The organism is Flagellimonas chongwuensis, assembly GCF_013376415.1.
Taxonomy (GTDB): Bacteria; Bacteroidota; Bacteroidia; order Flavobacteriales; family Flavobacteriaceae; genus Flagellimonas; species Flagellimonas chongwuensis.
Genome location: NZ_WYET01000001.1, coordinates 1,012,008 through 1,027,439 on the forward strand (window position 1 = coordinate 1,012,008; position 15,432 = coordinate 1,027,439).

Here is a 15,432-nt window from a genome sequence, read left to right on the forward strand (position 1 = left end):
AAGATGAAAAAATTAAAATATATACCGATTACCACAATGCTTATGGCATTGACATTATTCAGCTGTGGCGAGTCAAAAACTGAAGATGGCCACGATGAAGCCACCCATTCTGAAACAGAAGAAAATCACTCTGAAGGGGAAGATGAAGAAGATAATATGGAAGGCGAAGCTAAGGAAGTAATGCTCACGGCACAGCAGTTTGAAGCCTTACAGATGGAAATTGACACGCTCTCACAACGTTATATGAGCGGTTATGTAGAAGCAAATGGCACGCTGGAAGTACCACCCCAAAACGAAGCATCCATTACTGCCATAACAGGAGCAAATGTGGCATCCATAGAAGTAATAGAAGGTGATGAAGTGAAGAAAAATCAAGCGGTTGCCTATCTCTCACATCCCAGCATCATACAGATACAGAGTGATTACCTAAATGCATACAGCAACAGTAGATTTCTGAAACAGGAATATGAACGTCAAAAAAGGCTTTATGAAGCTGGCGTGGCATCTGGGATGAACTTCCAAAAAGCAACGGCAGACTATCAGGCATCCACCGCGATGGTAAATGGGCTGGAAGCACAATTGCGACAGTACAACATCAATGTGAATGGCGTGCGCAATGGCACTATATACCAGCGTGTTGCATTGCGCAGTCCCATTGCAGGGGTTGTAGAAAAAGTTTTTATAAAAACTGGACAATATGTGGAGCCACAGGCCAACCTAATGGAAATAGTAGATACAGACCACGTACACGCAGATTTAATGGTTTTCGAAAAAGATGTTGATAGGGTAAAGAAAGGCCAACAAGTACGATTTAGCGTTCAATCAAGACCAGGAACGGAACTCATTGCCGAAATTTATTCAGTAGGAAAAACCTTCGAGCAAGATCCCAAAGCGGTGCACGTACACGCAGAAATTGAGAACAAAGGTGGTGGTCTTATCCCAGGAATGTACATTAAAGGTAGGATTGAAGTTGATAACGATGAAACCGCTGCAACCGCATTACCAGAAAGTGCCATTATTACAGAAGGTGGTAGGGATTATGTGTTTAAAGCGCAAAGGGAAGGCAACACTTGGAGTTTTATACCAGTAGAAGTCACTACGGGCGAGAAGGATGGTGACTGGATAGCCATACGTTTTTTTGAAACCCCAGACCCAAATACTCATTTTGCCTTTAATAATGCCTATTACCTTATGGGAGAGATGAAAAAAGGGGAACTTGGTGACGATGATTAAAATGGAATGAAAGAAAAAAGAAAGAAAAACTTAAAAGTAGCAAGAACCTTACAGATTTGGAACGTCATCTACGATGTTATTGAAGTTGCGGTCTCGCTTATTGCTGGATTTACGGCAAATAGTTCGGCTCTGATAGGTTGGGGATTGGACAGCACGATTGAAGTGGTTAGTGCGGGAACATTAGGCTGGCGACTACACGGCGAGATTAAAGGTATCGATGAAGAAAAAGTAAAACGAAGACAAAAAATCACGTTAAACGTAATTGCAGTTTCCTTTACGCTCATCTGTATTTTCATTTCCTACGATTCCATTACAAAGCTTATAAATAAAGAAACCGCAAACTGGAGCACGATGGGACTGATTATATTATTGGTTTCCCTGGTTGTAAATCCTATCCTGATCTATTTCAAAAGAAAGTATGGAAAGAAATTAGACAGTCCAGCCTTGCTGGCTGATGCTAAAGACACCTTTATTTGCTTATACCAAACCGTGGTCGTACTTATAGGATTGCTATTGGTCAACTGGTTAGGCTGGTGGTGGGCAGATCCTGTGGCGGCATTACTTATCGTTCCGTACGCTGCAAAAGAAGGCTATGAAGCCTACAATAAAGCTAAAAATATCAATTATAACACCGCACAAAATGACTGAAATTGAAAAAACATTAAATGACCATAACGTGCGTCCCACCGCAATGCGCATCTTGATTTATAAGTATATGGCCGATAGGGATGCCGCCATCGCCCTGACTGATATTGAGAATGCTTTCGCAAAAGCGGATAGAACCACATTGTACCGAACCCTAAAAACGTTTGAAGAAAAAAACGTGGTGCATCACATAGATGACGGAACTGGAATCTCTAAATACGCACTTTGTGAAGAAGGCTGTAATTGTGAAATAGAACAGGATTTGCATTTACATTTTCATTGCACTAACTGTGACGAAACAGTTTGTTTAACGGAACAAAAAATCCCGCATATCAATTTGCCAGATGGATATTTGGCAGAGGATGTTAATCTCGTGGTTACGGGAATATGCGAAAAATGCAGCAGTAATTTACTTTAATAAACAAACGAACAAATTAGATTGATTTTGAAAAAAAGCACTTTTATAATAACTAAAATGGACTGCCCTTCAGAAGAGCAGATGATTCGGATGAAGTTAGAGTCTTATGCTCAAGTAAAACACTTGGATTTTGATATTCCAAACAGAAAATTGGAAGTATATCACGTGGACGACGTCAAGGCGATAAAAACGTCTATAGCCAGCTTAAAACTTGGGGATTCCTTAGAAGGAACCACAGAAGCCGAACCACCCGTAATGGAAGACCAATCCAAACAAAAAAGAATCCTATGGTGGGTCTTGGGCATCAACTTTGGCTTTTTCGTTATCGAAATGACCACCGGTTGGATTTCTTCTTCGATGGGTCTTGTGGCAGACTCATTAGATATGCTGGCAGATTCCATCGTATATGCATTAAGCCTATTTGCGGTAGGCGGTGCCATTTCAAGAAAAAAGAAGGTTGCGAAATACAGCGGATACTTTCAGATGGCATTGGCAACACTTGGGTTTGCAGAGGTCTTGAGAAGGTTTTTTAGCAATACCGAAACACCCTTGTTTCAATGGATGATTATCGTTTCAATTTTCGCATTGGCAGGTAATTTGATATCGCTCTGGCTCATCAACAAGGCAAAGAGTCAAGAGGCTCATATGCAGGCAAGTGCCATTTTTACATCCAATGATATTATTGTTAATGGTGGTGTTATAGTAGCTGGGGTGCTGGTTTATTTTCTGAATAGTAAATGGCCCGATTTAGTGATTGGCGGCATCGTTTTCACTTTTGTAATGCGCGGTGCATTGAGAATATTGAAATTATCGAAGTAGTTTTTAAAATGATATCAAACTTGATTAGAACATATGAAAAAGAAAAAAATAAACTTACGTGACTTAGAACCAAAAAAACAACAAGGCGAGCACAGTCACGACGATGGCCATAACCATAGCAGCCCTGAAGAAATTTCAAATTTTAGAACCTATCTACCGGCTATTTTCAGCTTTGTGATGTTGATAGCCGGAATCGCTATTGATTACTTTGATGCGTTTCCTTTCTTCAAAGGATGGATTCGCGTAGTATGGTACACGGTAGCCTATATCCCTGTAGGTTTTCCGGTGATAAGAGAAGGCTGGAAAAGTATTAAAAATGGTGATTTTTTTACGGAATTCTTCTTAATGTCCATAGCCACTTTAGGTGCATTTGCCATTGGCGAATATCCCGAAGGTGTTGCCGTAATGCTGTTTTATGCTGTGGGCGAACTCTTCCAAAATGCGGCCGTTAACCGTGCGAAAGGAAATATAAAAGCCTTACTCGATGTAAGACCCAATGAAGCTTTGGTTTATCGTGATGGCGACTTTGTTTCAGTAAATCCCGAGACTGTTGAAATTGGCGAAAAGATACAGGTACGTGTAGGCGAAAAAGTTCCGCTTGATGGTATTCTGCTTTCTGAAAAGGGTTCTTTTAATACTGCTGCCTTGACAGGCGAAAGCAAACCTGATACGATTGCTAAAGGCAATACTGTTTTTGCCGGAAGCATTAATCTTGATGGCGTAATCGAAATCGAGACGACCAAGGAATTCAAGGATAGTTCCATTGCACGAATTCTGGATATGGTGCAGAATGCAACCGCCAAAAAATCAAAGACCGAACTGTTCATTAGAAAATTTGCAAGGATTTATACGCCTATCGTTGTATTCCTTGCCATCGGACTGACGTTTCTACCTTACTTTTTTGTAGATGATTATGTGTTTAGGGATTGGCTCTATCGAGCATTGATATTCCTCGTGATTTCGTGTCCTTGTGCGTTGGTCATCTCTATTCCTCTCGGCTATTTTGGCGGTTTGGGTGCGGCATCGCGCAATGGTATTCTTTTTAAAGGTGCATCCTTTTTAGATGCAATGACCCAAGTAAACACGGTCGTAATGGACAAAACAGGAACCGTTACCAAAGGGGTTTTTAAAATCAAAGAAATCAATTCCATCACATTTGAGGAAGCCGAATTTATGAAATACCTGATGGCAATGGAAGAGCAATCTACCCATCCTATTGCAAAAGCGATTCTCGAATACAAAGCAGACGGTTCGGATTACGAGGCGACCGATGTTTCAGAAGTTGCAGGAAAAGGTTTAAAAGGAACGGTCAATGGTAAAACGGTATTGGTAGGTAATAAAGCTTTGATGACCTCAAATGGCATAGAAGTCCCCTCGGAAACAGATGGTATTGTAGAATCCATCGTAATGGTATCCATTGATGGAAATTTTGCAGGTTATGTAACCATTGCAGATGAACTAAAGGATGATGCGCACCAGGCCATTAAACAAATTCGAGATTCCGGAATTTCAAAAATTATAATGCTATCAGGCGACAAGGACTCTATTACACAGCAAGTTGCAAAAGAGTTAAATATTGATTGGGCGAAAGGTGGATTGTTGCCTGAAGATAAACTCAATGAAGTTGAAGAGCTCAAAAAACAACCCGAAACCAAAGTAGCATTTATTGGCGATGGTATTAACGATGCACCCGTTTTGGCAGCAAGTGGTGTAGGTATTGCGATGGGTGGTTTAGGAAGCGATGTCGCCATCGAAACAGCCGATGTTATCATCCAGACAGACCAACCGAGCAAGATTGCAAGAGCGATTAAAATTGGTCGTTCAACGCGACGTATTGTATGGCAGAATATTGGGCTTGCCTTTGGTGTAAAGGTTATAGTCCTCATTCTCGGGGCAGGTGGTCTTGCAACTATGTGGGAAGCTGTTTTTGCCGATGTAGGTGTTGCTTTGCTTGCTATTCTTAATGCCGTTAGATTGCAGAAAATGAAGTGGCAGGATTCTTAGACCCCCAATTTTGACTGAGCAAATTAAAGTAGTTTCAAATAAATTAACGCTATCTTTATAAGTAGAGAAAGTCCTTAATTTATGATTCAAATATTCACAACTGGCGGTACAATCGAAGGATTGGATTATACGGATGATGGTGGTATTACTTCCTCTGATGTAGGGATTATGGATTTTTTGGACAAAGCAAATATCGATTTTGAATACACTATCGAAGGTGTTTTCAAGAAAGACAGCCGTGCCATTACAGAGAATGACAGAAAGCTCTTGGTGGAAAAGATAAAAGCTACTAATACAAATAAAATTTTAGTAACTCACGGTACTTATACTATGGAAGACACCGCAAAATATATTGGAAACCGTAGTCTTAATAAAACTATAATTCTGGTGGGAGCATTCATTTTGGGTACATCAAAAGATACAGACGCACCTTTTAATTTAGGTTATGCAATTTGTGCTTTACAATTTCTGAAGCCTGATGTTTATATCGCCATGAACGGAAAACTGTTCCATTGGAGTGATGTTACTAAAAATTTAGATACAAATAAATTCGAGTCTAATGAATAAGCAGGATGTTTGGCACCTCAATACACTGGACAACATTTTTCTATCTATTAATCGATACGATAATAGTGATTCTTGCATTAATTCAAAATCCGAAAATAAAGCAACTTAGTCTTAGAAGATATATAATTCTTGGATGTTTATTTGTTCTTTATAATCTAACCGGCGGTTTTCTACCAGACCATAGTTTTCTCAAACCCTTGATACTTCAATACATAATAACTTATGGGGTAGCAATCGCGTTATGTGTTTACCTCATATATTATCTCTACAAAGATTATGACATTATATTTTTAAAGCGGTATTTCAGCATTAAAAATATTGGAATCACGTTAATTGTGGGGTTTATCATATTATTTTTAATTCCCTATTTGATAACGGGTTCTTTAGATTCAGCCAGAATACTTTTTACCCTTCCTACTTCAGTTCTAGGTTTTATATTTTTGGGATTGTTTTATAGAAGGATCTCTGAAATAAAAATTCAAAACTCTTTCTTTTCCAAAAGAAAAAAATTATCTACTACCAGTATTGGTTGTATAGTACTCTTACCCATTCTAACGGTAATTGGAGATTATCAATGGTTAACTTTTACCGTAATGAATCTTGCCTTTTACACAATAACAGCCTTAGAAATATACAGATACATCTATTTAATCAAAAATCAAGGCAAACTTTATAAAGTATTGAATTTTAATGAGGAATCTGATCAAAATTTGGTTAAGAATAAGATAATATTTCAGAATTTAACCAGAAGAGAATTCGAAATTGCACTTTTTATTTTATCAAAAAGTTCATACAAAAAAATCGCAAAACAACTTTTTATTGCAGAAAACACCGTCTCCAAACATGCTTCTAACATTTTTAGAAAAACAGGTACAAATAATAGAAAAGAATTTCTAGATCGATTTCTAAAAAATTAAATGAGAAAATTTCTTATAAGTAACTGTCTATAGTAAAAATACCCTTTATCATTCGATCCGTACAAAAATACGGAATTCATATATTGAAATACGGTATGTAATTTAGCAGTTTTTATAGAACACACTTATATTTATTACTAACCATTGAAAGATTGTTTTCAAGGTTAACGGTTCAAAGATTTTGTTTTTAAAAAGTAAATTGATGGGTGATGGACTTACAATTAGAATCAGAATTATTCTCAAAAGACTTGAAAAATATACAGCTTCAAAATGAAGAAATTTTGAAGCAAGCCTATCACTCTATTCAATTATGTCGTACAACCCTTTACAAGTTTAAAAAGAAAATTATTTCTAAAGGTTTTGATTCAATGGAATCTGAAATCAATTTTTTTAAGATTATTAAGCAAATACCTTTAGTTCAATTGATATATTATTCAGAAATACATTCCTTTGAGATTCAACTTCCAAAGGGCGATAAGGATGCCCAACTAAAATCGATTAAAAAGAAAATCAGCAAAATAAATCGCTTTTTCCTGTACAATATCGATTTTGGACGTTATGTAAATTCCGGTGCTACCCATTTTGACAAGGAATACTACACCAGAGATTATCTCGAAACATTCCATATAACAACTTCCAAATTTTACTTTCAAGACCCAGAGTTTTGCACACCAAGGGATATGCTACTTGGCAAATACAAGGCGTATGATTTGTTAGTGATATATTTGGATGAAAAAAAGCATCGAATTCGGAAAGGATTGAACGGCAAATTAAATGGTGCTAAACCAATTGAAAAGATACATTGGCCATTTTCAAATACAGATTATGTTGAACTCGTTTATGCACTCTGCTCAAAGGGATTGGGCAAACAGGATAATCAAGCCATAATGCAGGTTTCCAAAAAAATGCAACAGCTGTTCGATATAGAACCAAAAGACATCTACAAAACCTTTCAGGACATAAAAAACCGCAAGAATAGCAGGACACTTTTTCTTGATGATCTTTCTGCCTCGCTACTCATAGAAATGGATAAGCGCGAGGAATAAGAGGCACCTTATTTCTCTTTAAAAAGACAGTAGTACGGTTGACCTACGGTTCTATGTTTTTGGAAGAATTCTTTATATAATCTAATGTAGTTTAATACAATATTTCCAATCTAGAACCATTAAAACACCACAACATCCATCAAATTTCAAAATGTTAAATTTTGACCGTAGTACGGTCGTACTGGGGAATAAAATCCAATAAACCTATTCAAATTTGTAGAACGAAAGTCAAATCAGGTCAGGGACTATCATTTAAAATCATAAACCCAGATAGTCCCTTTCTTTTAAAACCGTTCTATTATGCCAACAAGTATTATTACCACAGACGACCTTCGGGAATTCAAAATGGAATTGCTCGATGACATTAAACAATTACTTACCAGACAAGCCAGCGGGAAACTCAAAAAATACCTCAAATCTTCTGAGGTTATGGACTTGCTACAAGTAAGTCCAGGCACTTTACAAAATCTTCGTATCAATGGCACATTACCATACACCAAGGTGGGTGGCATTATCTATTACGATACCGAGGAAATTCAAAAAGTTATGGATGCCAACCGTGTGCACCACGGTCTAAATTCTTAAGCGATGAACTATATAAAGCTACTTAATGCGGCTTTTGAAAAGTTCTATTTTGATGACCGCCTTAACCCATCCCATATCAGTTTGTATATGGCGCTATTCCAAGAATGGAACAGTTGCCGCTTTATGGATGAATTTTATGTAAACCGTCGCGATTTGATGCGGGTGGCCAAGATCGGTTCAAAATCGACGTACCATCGGTGCGTGACCGACCTCGATTTGTGGGATTATCTTTCCTATTTTCCGTCCAACAATCCCTACAAAGGCAGCAAAATAAAGATGGCCATTATTGGGACAAGTGATGAACCGGTTGTGGGACAGTACAATCCCATATTAGAACAACTTGCGGAACAGTACCATCCCAGAGGTGTACCGCTTGAGGGACACCACCATCCCAAAAATGGACAGGTTGTGAACCAACACCGTCCCATAGATGGACAAGCATTGGTATCTAATACAAACAATATCAAACAAGAAAACTATATAAAACAACCAAAGGGCTGGCAGGCCGTTTTTATTTTTTTTGAAGAAAAAGGTTTTGATGCTGATGAAGCTAAAAAATTCTATGAGTATTACCAGACCAGAAATTGGCAAACTGGCGATGGCAAGGAAATCAGAGATTGGCGAGCCGTAGCCATCAACTGGATGGACAGAACCGAAATATTCGACGAGGAAAACAAACCAAACAAAAAACAAGCGTCCCAAATCAAGGACAACTTGCGAACCACTAAAAACAAAGATTATGGACAACCCCTCTAAAATAACCGAAGGTGGCGTGGAATATTCGCTCGGAAAATTTGATGGTAAAAGTGTGATCTATGATTTTCCAAAAATCTTGATTTACCTAAATGCCAAAGGCAAACTTTTGTTTGGCGAAAAGTTTAGGATATATGATGAAGACAAGGATATTTTGCTGAAGCTCTGTTCCTACTTCATCAAGGATAAAGACAACTGTGAGACTTATGGTATTGACATTGACAAAGGCATTCTACTTTCCGGACCCGTTGGCTGCGGCAAAACCAGTTTGATGAAATTGTTGCGCCATTTGGTTCCACTACAAAGACCTTACGAAATGATTCCCTGCCGGAATGTAACCTTCAGTTTCAACCATCTTGGGTTTAAAACGGTTGAAGAGTATGGTAATACCAAATTTTACTGTTTTGATGATTTAGGTGTGGAACCATCTGGTAGATTCTACGGAAAGGATTTGAACGTAATGGGCGAAGTGCTCTTATCCCGATACGAGCTTTACTTACAAACCAAACACAAAATCAAGACGCACGCCACAACCAATCTCAATGCTGAAGAACTGGAAGAACGCTATGGTAATCGTGTGCGTAGCCGAATGCGAGAACTTTTTAATTTGATTGCTTTTGATACTAAAGCTGGGGATAAACGGAAGTGAATTTAAGGTATGGCTTTTTAACAACAATTTTTATTTTCTTGAATCGGCGGACAAGCCACAGTACCATAAGAACAGAATACACAACAATCCCCTTCTTTTGGTTTCAGAACAGTTTTGCAATTCTCACATTCATAAAAGAATTGACAGGCGGTGGTTGGCATTTCTTCAGCCTTTTTGTGGCCGCATTCTGGACAGGTAATCGTAGATTTTAATTGAATCTTCATTATTCTATTATTTTGTACCCCGTGCTTTCTATAGCTTTTCGGATTGTGGGCAAATCGGTTTTGGTCTTGTCAAATTCCACTATGGTATTAGCATTTTCGTAGCTGGCTTTGATAGAAATAATTCCGTCCAATTTATTGACTTCGCTTTCTACGTGTGCCTCACAACCTGCACAGGTCATTCCAGCGACTTCAAAAGTCTGTTTTTTGATATTGGATTGAGAGACATAGACGATATCCTTGGCGGGCTGTGCATAAAATAGATTGGAATAGTACGGGAAGGCCAGCATCAATGCGGCGAATAGTGTTACTATCAATAAGAACCGTTTGGATTGCCAAAACGATGGTTTCGCATCATCTTCACAGGCGCAATCTATTTCTTCCTGTGTTTTCGGTCGTAGTTTCTGGTACCAGGCAAAGACCAAAACAATAATGGTCAAGCCGATAAGATAGGGTCTAAATGGCTCGACCCAAGAGAATGTAGATGCAATTCCGCTTGTTCCAGCAATTAATGCCAAGACAGGGGTTATACAACATATTGATGCTGCAACTGCGGTAAAAATGCCGGTATAGGCCGCGGTATTTGAAGTTTTATTCGGTGCCATAATGTAAACTTTCTAAGCTGTTTTCTTTCTTGCTGAAATTGAATTGAAAATTCCATTCAAAACATTGTCCTCACTCTTTACCAGCGAATAATACAATGTTTGCCCTTCACGTCTCGATGTAATAATTCCCGCATCCTTCATTTTACGGATATGTTGGGATACGGCAGGAACACTCATTTCAAGAATGTCAGCAATATCGCAAGGACACAGTTCATTCTCTATGTTCAATAGAAATAGAATTTTCAGTCGTACCTCGCTTCCCGCAAGAGACAAAATTTTGCTTATTGCTTCTAAGCTACCTGAAGAATTCTCTATGGTTTCCTTACATCTCGATATTTGCTTCTTGTCTGCTTCGTTCCGTGTACAGGTTATTTCCAAGCTCATCTTTTTTGATTTAAAGTGGCCACAAATATATCATTATTATATTATTTAAGCAAATACTTAAATGCACTATTGAATAAATTGTTTTTTATAATGTGTAGATAATAAACTTAGGTAATCTAACTTCTAAAGGATTTGTACAGTAAAATAACTTCTGAAACACATTGTAAAACAATGTCCTTCAAGCTCTTCGTTAACTCTAAAAAAATATCTTTCATAATTCTATTGATTTTTGAATGGATAATAATATCGATAGTGCGATACGCTCAATATTGTGGTTGTCTGAGATATAGCTTTCTTCATCCCAATTGGATAAAAAGCCCAATTCTATTAATATGGCAGTACAATAATCTGCTGTTTCCCTTAGCACCTGAAAGTTCGCAAACTTCACACCTCTGCTATCATAGCCTATTGCTTCATAAAGTGCACTTTCAATTTGATAGCCCATAAAAACCGATGCTTTTGAGAATTTTTCTTGTTTTCTTGAAGCGTAAACTTCAATACCTCTTGCATCCGGATTATCGGAATGATTGCAATGCAAAGACACAAACAAATCAGCATTTAAGGCTTTGGTCAGTTTAGTCCTGTCCGATAATGATATTAAAGTGTCTTTATACCTGGTCAAATAAATATCGAGTGGTTTTTCCAAGTCGTCATTTAACTTTAAAATCTCATTTGCAATCGATAAAACCACATCTTTTTCTTGAATGTCATTTATACCAATTGCACCAGCATCTTTTCCGCCGTGTCCAACGTCAATTATTATTCGTTTTTGAGCAGTCGATTCTTGTCCAAAAATGAAGCACATTTTTAGAACCAAAATCACAAAACTGACGTTTTTGAGCAGATTTTTCATTTTCAATTTTCGGGTTATCAACAACTTCCCTTCAAAAATCCATAGGATTTGATGCCAAATAATAACAATGAAATTCAAACAATATCAAAGAATATTTTATTCACAATTATTTGATTTTCAGTTATTTACAATCAAATATATGTAAATTCTAATAATGAAAAATGAACTTAAAATCTAAATTTTTCCGTTATGAAAAAATCACACTATTTAGCGTCCATTCTTTCGCTCTTATCCACTTCCCTATTTGCTCAAATTGGTGGCATAGAAAATTCCGTTAACGATGTTGGCGATACCATCAGGACTATCTTTCCGATTTTATTGGGTGTTATCTTCTTGGTTGGCTTCCTATTTAATGCTGGACATTTCTTCGGCGAAAATGCCGACCTCAAAAAAGGGATAACAAGAATACTGGTCTTTGTACTAATTGCAGGTGCAGTAGTCGGCATCTTCACATACTTAATAGGAATCGTAGTTTAAAGATGAAGCGGTTCGAAGTCTATAAAAACATTCGGAAACGGGCTGTCATTTTTGGACTGTCCATTTCCCTGTTTGCCTTGATGATGGTTTCCATTTTGGCTTCGTTGCTCATCATCATTTTCTCTTTCAGCTTTGCGATCATAATAGGAGTATTGGTACTCAATGCTTCCTTATTTGTGGTGCTGACATGGATTACACACAATCCACAAATTTTTCAAATGACAAATGCTTTCCCAAAAATATTGAGTAACAAAAAAACCTCAGGCTTTGATTATGAACAAGATTAACATTTCAGCATATCAACCCATCGCAGATATTCAAGACAATATCATATTTGCCAACAATGGTAACGTTGTCCTATGCTATAAAGGGAATCTACCGGAAATATACTCTCTTTCTGAAAAGGATTTTGAGGATATGCACGGTGCTTGGTTTCAGGCTTTGAAATCATTGCCAGTTGGTACTGTGGTTCACAAGCAGGATATCTACCTCAAGAAATCATATACTTCAGAACAACTTCCGAATTCAACCTTTCTGGAAAAGGCTACTCACGAGCATTTTAAAGGTCGTGGGCATATTGAGCACAACTGTTATTTGTTCTTCATCTTGACCAAAAACAAGGCACTCAACAATCCGAAATATGTAAATCCCTTCAGGAAAGTTTCAAAAGGAATAGTACAGGAACTGGATGATAATATCAAGAGCTTTACGAACTCGGTAAGTGATTCAGTTTCTTTTATCAATAATAGCCGAAAGATGGATTTTGTTTTGCTTAAAGCGGAAGATATTCGGCAACTAACAAGTGCATACTTTAATGGCTTCCATGAAGGCTACGACACCGATATTTTACTTGATAAGAAAAGCGTCAATATTGGCGAAAACCATTTTGATGCCCTGGCCATCAACAGCGAACTGTGCTTTGGCGAAAGTGTACAGAGTAGCAAAACCAATGAGAAATTCACATCTGACGATTTTGTATTTCATCAAGGGTTTATTGATGGCTTAGGGCTTACGCTTAACGAGAATCACATTGTCAATCAAATTCTTTATTTGGATGACAAACAAAAATGGCGCAAGCAGCTCGATAAGAAGGTTGAGGAACTAAATAAAAGTTCAAACTTTGGTTCACAAAATAAAGTAGTGCTTGGTAAAATCCAACACATTCTTGATCAAATCAATGCTGATGATAATGCCCGAATTATTCGTGGTCATCTCAATATTGTCTATTGGGCAAAAGAAGCCAAAGAGCTCGACAAGATAACTTCAAAAATCAAGACTGAATTTAAGGAACTGGATATCATCCCGTATTACCCAAGAGGCGAAGAACGTAAAAACTATATTCTAAATAGTTACTGTTGTTTTTCGTCGAATTTTTCAAATAACGATTTATATGTAACTGACTTAAAACACGCGCTTTGTCTTTTTATCAATAACACTAATTACAAAAGTGATAACACCGGAATCATTTTCAATGACCGTGAGTATAACATTCCTGTTTTAAAGGATGTTTGGGACGAAAAGAAGAAAAGAATAAAGGCACGAAACTTTGCCATTTTTGCACCAACTGGTGAGGGCAAATCTTTTCTGGCAAATAACATTCTACGCCAATATTTTGAAAGTGGCGTTCGCCTGGTCATTATCGACTTGGGTGGCTCTTATACCAAGTTTGCAAAGCTCTATCCTGATAAATATACGGTGCTTCGCTACGAAAGTGGAAAGAACCTTGGTATCAATCCATTTTACATTAGCCACACTAATGACCTTACACCAGAACGTTTGGAAGATTTGTCCGTCTTCCTCTTTGAACTGTTTGCTTCAGACTTAAAGGTTACAAAGGCACAATCAGTATCGGTCAAAAAAATACTGCGTTATTATTACGATAGTACTTCAGAAAATCATTCACTGGATGGTTTTTACAGCTTTATAGAAAGAAATCAGGAAGATCTTCTGAGCACCCTAAAAATCCATCCCGATTATTTTAATGTGACGAGCTTCTTGCACGTAATGTCAGAATATGTCGGCGATGGTCTATATAGCTTCCTTTTTGAAGTGAGCGAAGACCAGACCTATAAAATTGAGGACAAGCGTTTGATTGTTTTTGAACTGGATGAAGTCAAGGACAATAAGGAAATACTGTCCGTAATGTTGAAACTGATTAAGTCAGCTATCCAAAGAACCATCTGGAAGAATAGAGCGGAAAAAGGCATTATCCTCTTTGATGAGTTTGCGAAACAATTAAAGTTTGAGAATGTACTGGAAAGTGTCGAATTCTACTACCAAGCAATACGAAAACAGAACGGAGCTATCGGTATCATTCTTCAATCCATTAATCAGCTTCCGAAAAATTCAACTTCAGCGAGTATTCTTGAAAACACGCAGGTCATTTATAGCCTGAACAATGAAAAAGGCTATGACGAATTGGTCAAACGGCTCAATCTATCCAGCCACGATTTGAACCAATTAAAATCAATTAAGAACAATCTTTCCGGTCCACGGAAGTACACCGAAATGTTTATCAAAATTGGCAGGGAAAGTAACATCTTCCGTCTGGAAGTTCCGAAGGAAGTATATGCAGCTTACTTGACCGATGGACAAGAAAATGAGGAAATAATGAAGCTCTACAAAGAGCATCAGGATATGCAAAAGGCAATAATTCAATTCGCATCTAAAACATAATATTATGAAGACAAAAATCTTAATTATCGCAACGGTATTCATCTTTTTATTACCCGCACGCGCTGCGTGTCAGGGAATGCCCACTTATGACAATACCAATTTTATCAGCTTGGTAAAACAACTTGTAGAATCAGGTAAACAGACAGCTCAAATGATTAAGTCTGTAAAGTTCTTAAAAGATGCAAAGGAGAGCATTGAGAAAGTATCAAGTGTGGTACAACAGCTTAGAGCAGTTGAGGAAATTGGACAGAACAATCAGCGCCTTATCACCGTAATGCAGAACGATGTACTGGACATACTCAACTCGCCCTACATCAAACCAGAGGAAGTTTCAAGGGTTGTAAAATCTTTTGATGCTATTGTTCAAAACTCATTGGAGACGGTAGATTTTATTGATGAAGTCCTGTCCAGCGATTATCTCAAAATGAGCGATGCAGAACGTGCTGAAATTTTAAAAGCAAAGGAGCTGGAATCAAAGCAGATGGTTTCCAACATAACTACAAAAACAAAACGCTATCGAGACATTATTTCTTTCAGAAAGATGCAAGATAAAGTCAATAACCGAGAAACATTCTATTAA

Annotated in this window: 19 protein-coding genes; 15 read left to right on the plus strand and 4 right to left on the minus strand. The window is 37.6% G+C overall.

Features of this window, described 5'->3' with window-relative positions; genetic code table 11:
• The first annotated feature begins 3 nt into the window (after positions 1–3).
• The 11 genes from GUA46_RS04380 to GUA46_RS04430 all read left to right on the plus strand — a co-directional run bounded on the left by GUA46_RS04380 (position 4) and on the right by GUA46_RS04430 (position 9,636).
• Positions 4–1,233, plus strand: a complete 1,230-nt coding sequence (locus GUA46_RS04380; protein ID WP_176619444.1) for an efflux RND transporter periplasmic adaptor subunit — start codon at positions 4–6, stop codon at positions 1,231–1,233.
• Between the two features lie 6 nt (positions 1,234–1,239).
• Entirely contained in the window at positions 1,240–1,881 is a 642-nt protein-coding gene (locus tag GUA46_RS04385; RefSeq protein ID WP_116216549.1) for a cation diffusion facilitator family transporter, read from the plus strand.
• Entirely contained in the window at positions 1,874–2,296 is a 423-nt protein-coding gene (locus GUA46_RS04390) for a Fur family transcriptional regulator (RefSeq protein WP_015361364.1), read from the plus strand. The genes GUA46_RS04385 and GUA46_RS04390 overlap by 8 nt, the downstream gene beginning before the upstream one ends.
• 27 nt (positions 2,297–2,323) lie before the next feature.
• Entirely contained in the window at positions 2,324–3,115 is a 792-nt protein-coding gene (locus GUA46_RS04395) for a cation efflux transmembrane domain-containing protein (RefSeq protein ID WP_181898143.1), read from the plus strand.
• A gap of 33 nt (positions 3,116–3,148) precedes the next feature.
• The gene (locus GUA46_RS04400; protein ID WP_176619445.1) at positions 3,149–5,119 is read left to right on the plus strand and encodes a heavy metal translocating P-type ATPase; all 1,971 of its coding nucleotides are present in this window, start codon (positions 3,149–3,151) and stop codon (positions 5,117–5,119) included.
• 81 nt (positions 5,120–5,200) lie between these two features.
• Positions 5,201–5,686 carry an asparaginase domain-containing protein gene (locus GUA46_RS04405; RefSeq protein WP_176619446.1) on the plus strand — a complete coding sequence of 162 codons (486 nt, stop codon included), beginning with the start codon at positions 5,201–5,203 and terminating at the stop codon, positions 5,684–5,686.
• A gap of 65 nt (positions 5,687–5,751) precedes the next feature.
• Positions 5,752–6,603 (plus strand): LuxR C-terminal-related transcriptional regulator, encoded by an 852-nt coding sequence (locus GUA46_RS04410; protein WP_313790855.1) that lies wholly within the window; start codon positions 5,752–5,754, stop codon positions 6,601–6,603.
• A gap of 209 nt (positions 6,604–6,812) precedes the next feature.
• Positions 6,813–7,649, plus strand: a complete 837-nt coding sequence (locus GUA46_RS04415; protein WP_176619448.1) for an RteC domain-containing protein — start codon at positions 6,813–6,815, stop codon at positions 7,647–7,649.
• Between the two features lie 300 nt (positions 7,650–7,949).
• A complete protein-coding gene (locus GUA46_RS04420; RefSeq protein WP_047550478.1) occupies positions 7,950–8,234 on the plus strand; it encodes a helix-turn-helix domain-containing protein in 285 nt (94 codons plus the stop codon).
• A 3-nt stretch (positions 8,235–8,237) separates the two neighbouring features.
• Entirely contained in the window at positions 8,238–8,990 is a 753-nt protein-coding gene (locus tag GUA46_RS04425) for a hypothetical protein (RefSeq protein WP_176619449.1), read from the plus strand.
• Positions 8,974–9,636 (plus strand): ATPase, encoded by a 663-nt coding sequence (locus GUA46_RS04430; RefSeq protein WP_008610942.1) that lies wholly within the window; start codon positions 8,974–8,976, stop codon positions 9,634–9,636. The genes GUA46_RS04425 and GUA46_RS04430 overlap by 17 nt, the downstream gene beginning before the upstream one ends.
• 17 nt (positions 9,637–9,653) lie before the next feature.
• Here the strand turns inward: GUA46_RS04430 and GUA46_RS04435 are convergent, their stop codons facing one another.
• The 4 genes from GUA46_RS04435 to GUA46_RS04450 form a co-directional block, all read right to left on the minus strand.
• Entirely contained in the window at positions 9,654–9,860 is a 207-nt protein-coding gene (locus GUA46_RS04435) for a GDCCVxC domain-containing (seleno)protein (RefSeq protein ID WP_008610941.1), read from the minus strand.
• Positions 9,860–10,462, minus strand: a complete 603-nt coding sequence (merTP, locus tag GUA46_RS04440; RefSeq protein ID WP_008610940.1) for a mercuric transport protein MerTP — start codon at positions 10,460–10,462, stop codon at positions 9,860–9,862. The genes GUA46_RS04435 and merTP overlap by 1 nt, the downstream gene beginning before the upstream one ends.
• A gap of 12 nt (positions 10,463–10,474) precedes the next feature.
• The gene (locus tag GUA46_RS04445; RefSeq protein WP_008610939.1) at positions 10,475–10,846 is read right to left on the minus strand and encodes an ArsR/SmtB family transcription factor; all 372 of its coding nucleotides are present in this window, start codon (positions 10,844–10,846) and stop codon (positions 10,475–10,477) included.
• A gap of 211 nt (positions 10,847–11,057) precedes the next feature.
• Positions 11,058–11,699 (minus strand): N-acetylmuramoyl-L-alanine amidase family protein, encoded by a 642-nt coding sequence (locus tag GUA46_RS04450; protein WP_176619450.1) that lies wholly within the window; start codon positions 11,697–11,699, stop codon positions 11,058–11,060.
• Positions 11,700–11,888: 189 nt separating this feature from the next.
• On the opposite strand from GUA46_RS04450, the gene GUA46_RS04455 reads away from it, so the two are divergent.
• From GUA46_RS04455 to GUA46_RS04470, 4 genes are read left to right on the plus strand one after another with little or no spacing between them, the layout of a single operon-like run.
• Positions 11,889–12,176: a hypothetical protein gene (locus GUA46_RS04455; protein WP_026914603.1), complete on the plus strand. Its 288-nt coding sequence runs from the start codon at positions 11,889–11,891 to the stop codon at positions 12,174–12,176.
• 2 nt (positions 12,177–12,178) lie between these two features.
• Positions 12,179–12,463: a hypothetical protein gene (locus GUA46_RS04460; RefSeq protein WP_176619451.1), complete on the plus strand. Its 285-nt coding sequence runs from the start codon at positions 12,179–12,181 to the stop codon at positions 12,461–12,463.
• Positions 12,450–14,852, plus strand: a complete 2,403-nt coding sequence (locus GUA46_RS04465; protein ID WP_176619452.1) for a TraG family conjugative transposon ATPase — start codon at positions 12,450–12,452, stop codon at positions 14,850–14,852. The genes GUA46_RS04460 and GUA46_RS04465 overlap by 14 nt, the downstream gene beginning before the upstream one ends.
• Positions 14,853–14,856: 4 nt before the next feature.
• Positions 14,857–15,432, plus strand: coding sequence for a conjugal transfer protein (locus GUA46_RS04470; protein WP_176619453.1), 576 nt, complete (start codon positions 14,857–14,859; stop codon positions 15,430–15,432).

Bases quoted from the DNA above. Each gene is read 5' to 3' on its own strand.
- GUA46_RS04415 (WP_176619448.1), top strand. From the start codon at position 6,813: ATGGACTTACAATTAGAATCAGAATTATTCTCAAAAGACTTGAAAAAT.
- GUA46_RS04380 (WP_176619444.1), top strand. From the start codon at position 4: ATGAAAAAATTAAAATATATACCGATTACCACAATGCTTATGGCATTG.
- GUA46_RS04390 (WP_015361364.1), top strand. From the start codon at position 1,874: ATGACTGAAATTGAAAAAACATTAAATGACCATAACGTGCGTCCCACC.
- GUA46_RS04385 (WP_116216549.1), top strand. From the start codon at position 1,240: ATGAAAGAAAAAAGAAAGAAAAACTTAAAAGTAGCAAGAACCTTACAG.
- GUA46_RS04460 (WP_176619451.1), top strand. From the start codon at position 12,179: ATGAAGCGGTTCGAAGTCTATAAAAACATTCGGAAACGGGCTGTCATT.
- GUA46_RS04425 (WP_176619449.1), top strand. From the start codon at position 8,238: ATGAACTATATAAAGCTACTTAATGCGGCTTTTGAAAAGTTCTATTTT.
- GUA46_RS04420 (WP_047550478.1), top strand. From the start codon at position 7,950: ATGCCAACAAGTATTATTACCACAGACGACCTTCGGGAATTCAAAATG.
- GUA46_RS04445 (WP_008610939.1), bottom strand. From the start codon at position 10,846: ATGAGCTTGGAAATAACCTGTACACGGAACGAAGCAGACAAGAAGCAA.
- GUA46_RS04405 (WP_176619446.1), top strand. From the start codon at position 5,201: ATGATTCAAATATTCACAACTGGCGGTACAATCGAAGGATTGGATTAT.
- GUA46_RS04470 (WP_176619453.1), top strand. From the start codon at position 14,857: ATGAAGACAAAAATCTTAATTATCGCAACGGTATTCATCTTTTTATTA.
- GUA46_RS04400 (WP_176619445.1), top strand. From the start codon at position 3,149: ATGAAAAAGAAAAAAATAAACTTACGTGACTTAGAACCAAAAAAACAA.
- merTP (WP_008610940.1), bottom strand. From the start codon at position 10,462: ATGGCACCGAATAAAACTTCAAATACCGCGGCCTATACCGGCATTTTT.
- GUA46_RS04450 (WP_176619450.1), bottom strand. From the start codon at position 11,699: ATGAAAAATCTGCTCAAAAACGTCAGTTTTGTGATTTTGGTTCTAAAA.
- GUA46_RS04455 (WP_026914603.1), top strand. From the start codon at position 11,889: ATGAAAAAATCACACTATTTAGCGTCCATTCTTTCGCTCTTATCCACT.
- GUA46_RS04430 (WP_008610942.1), top strand. From the start codon at position 8,974: ATGGACAACCCCTCTAAAATAACCGAAGGTGGCGTGGAATATTCGCTC.
- GUA46_RS04435 (WP_008610941.1), bottom strand. From the start codon at position 9,860: ATGAAGATTCAATTAAAATCTACGATTACCTGTCCAGAATGCGGCCAC.
- GUA46_RS04465 (WP_176619452.1), top strand. From the start codon at position 12,450: ATGAACAAGATTAACATTTCAGCATATCAACCCATCGCAGATATTCAA.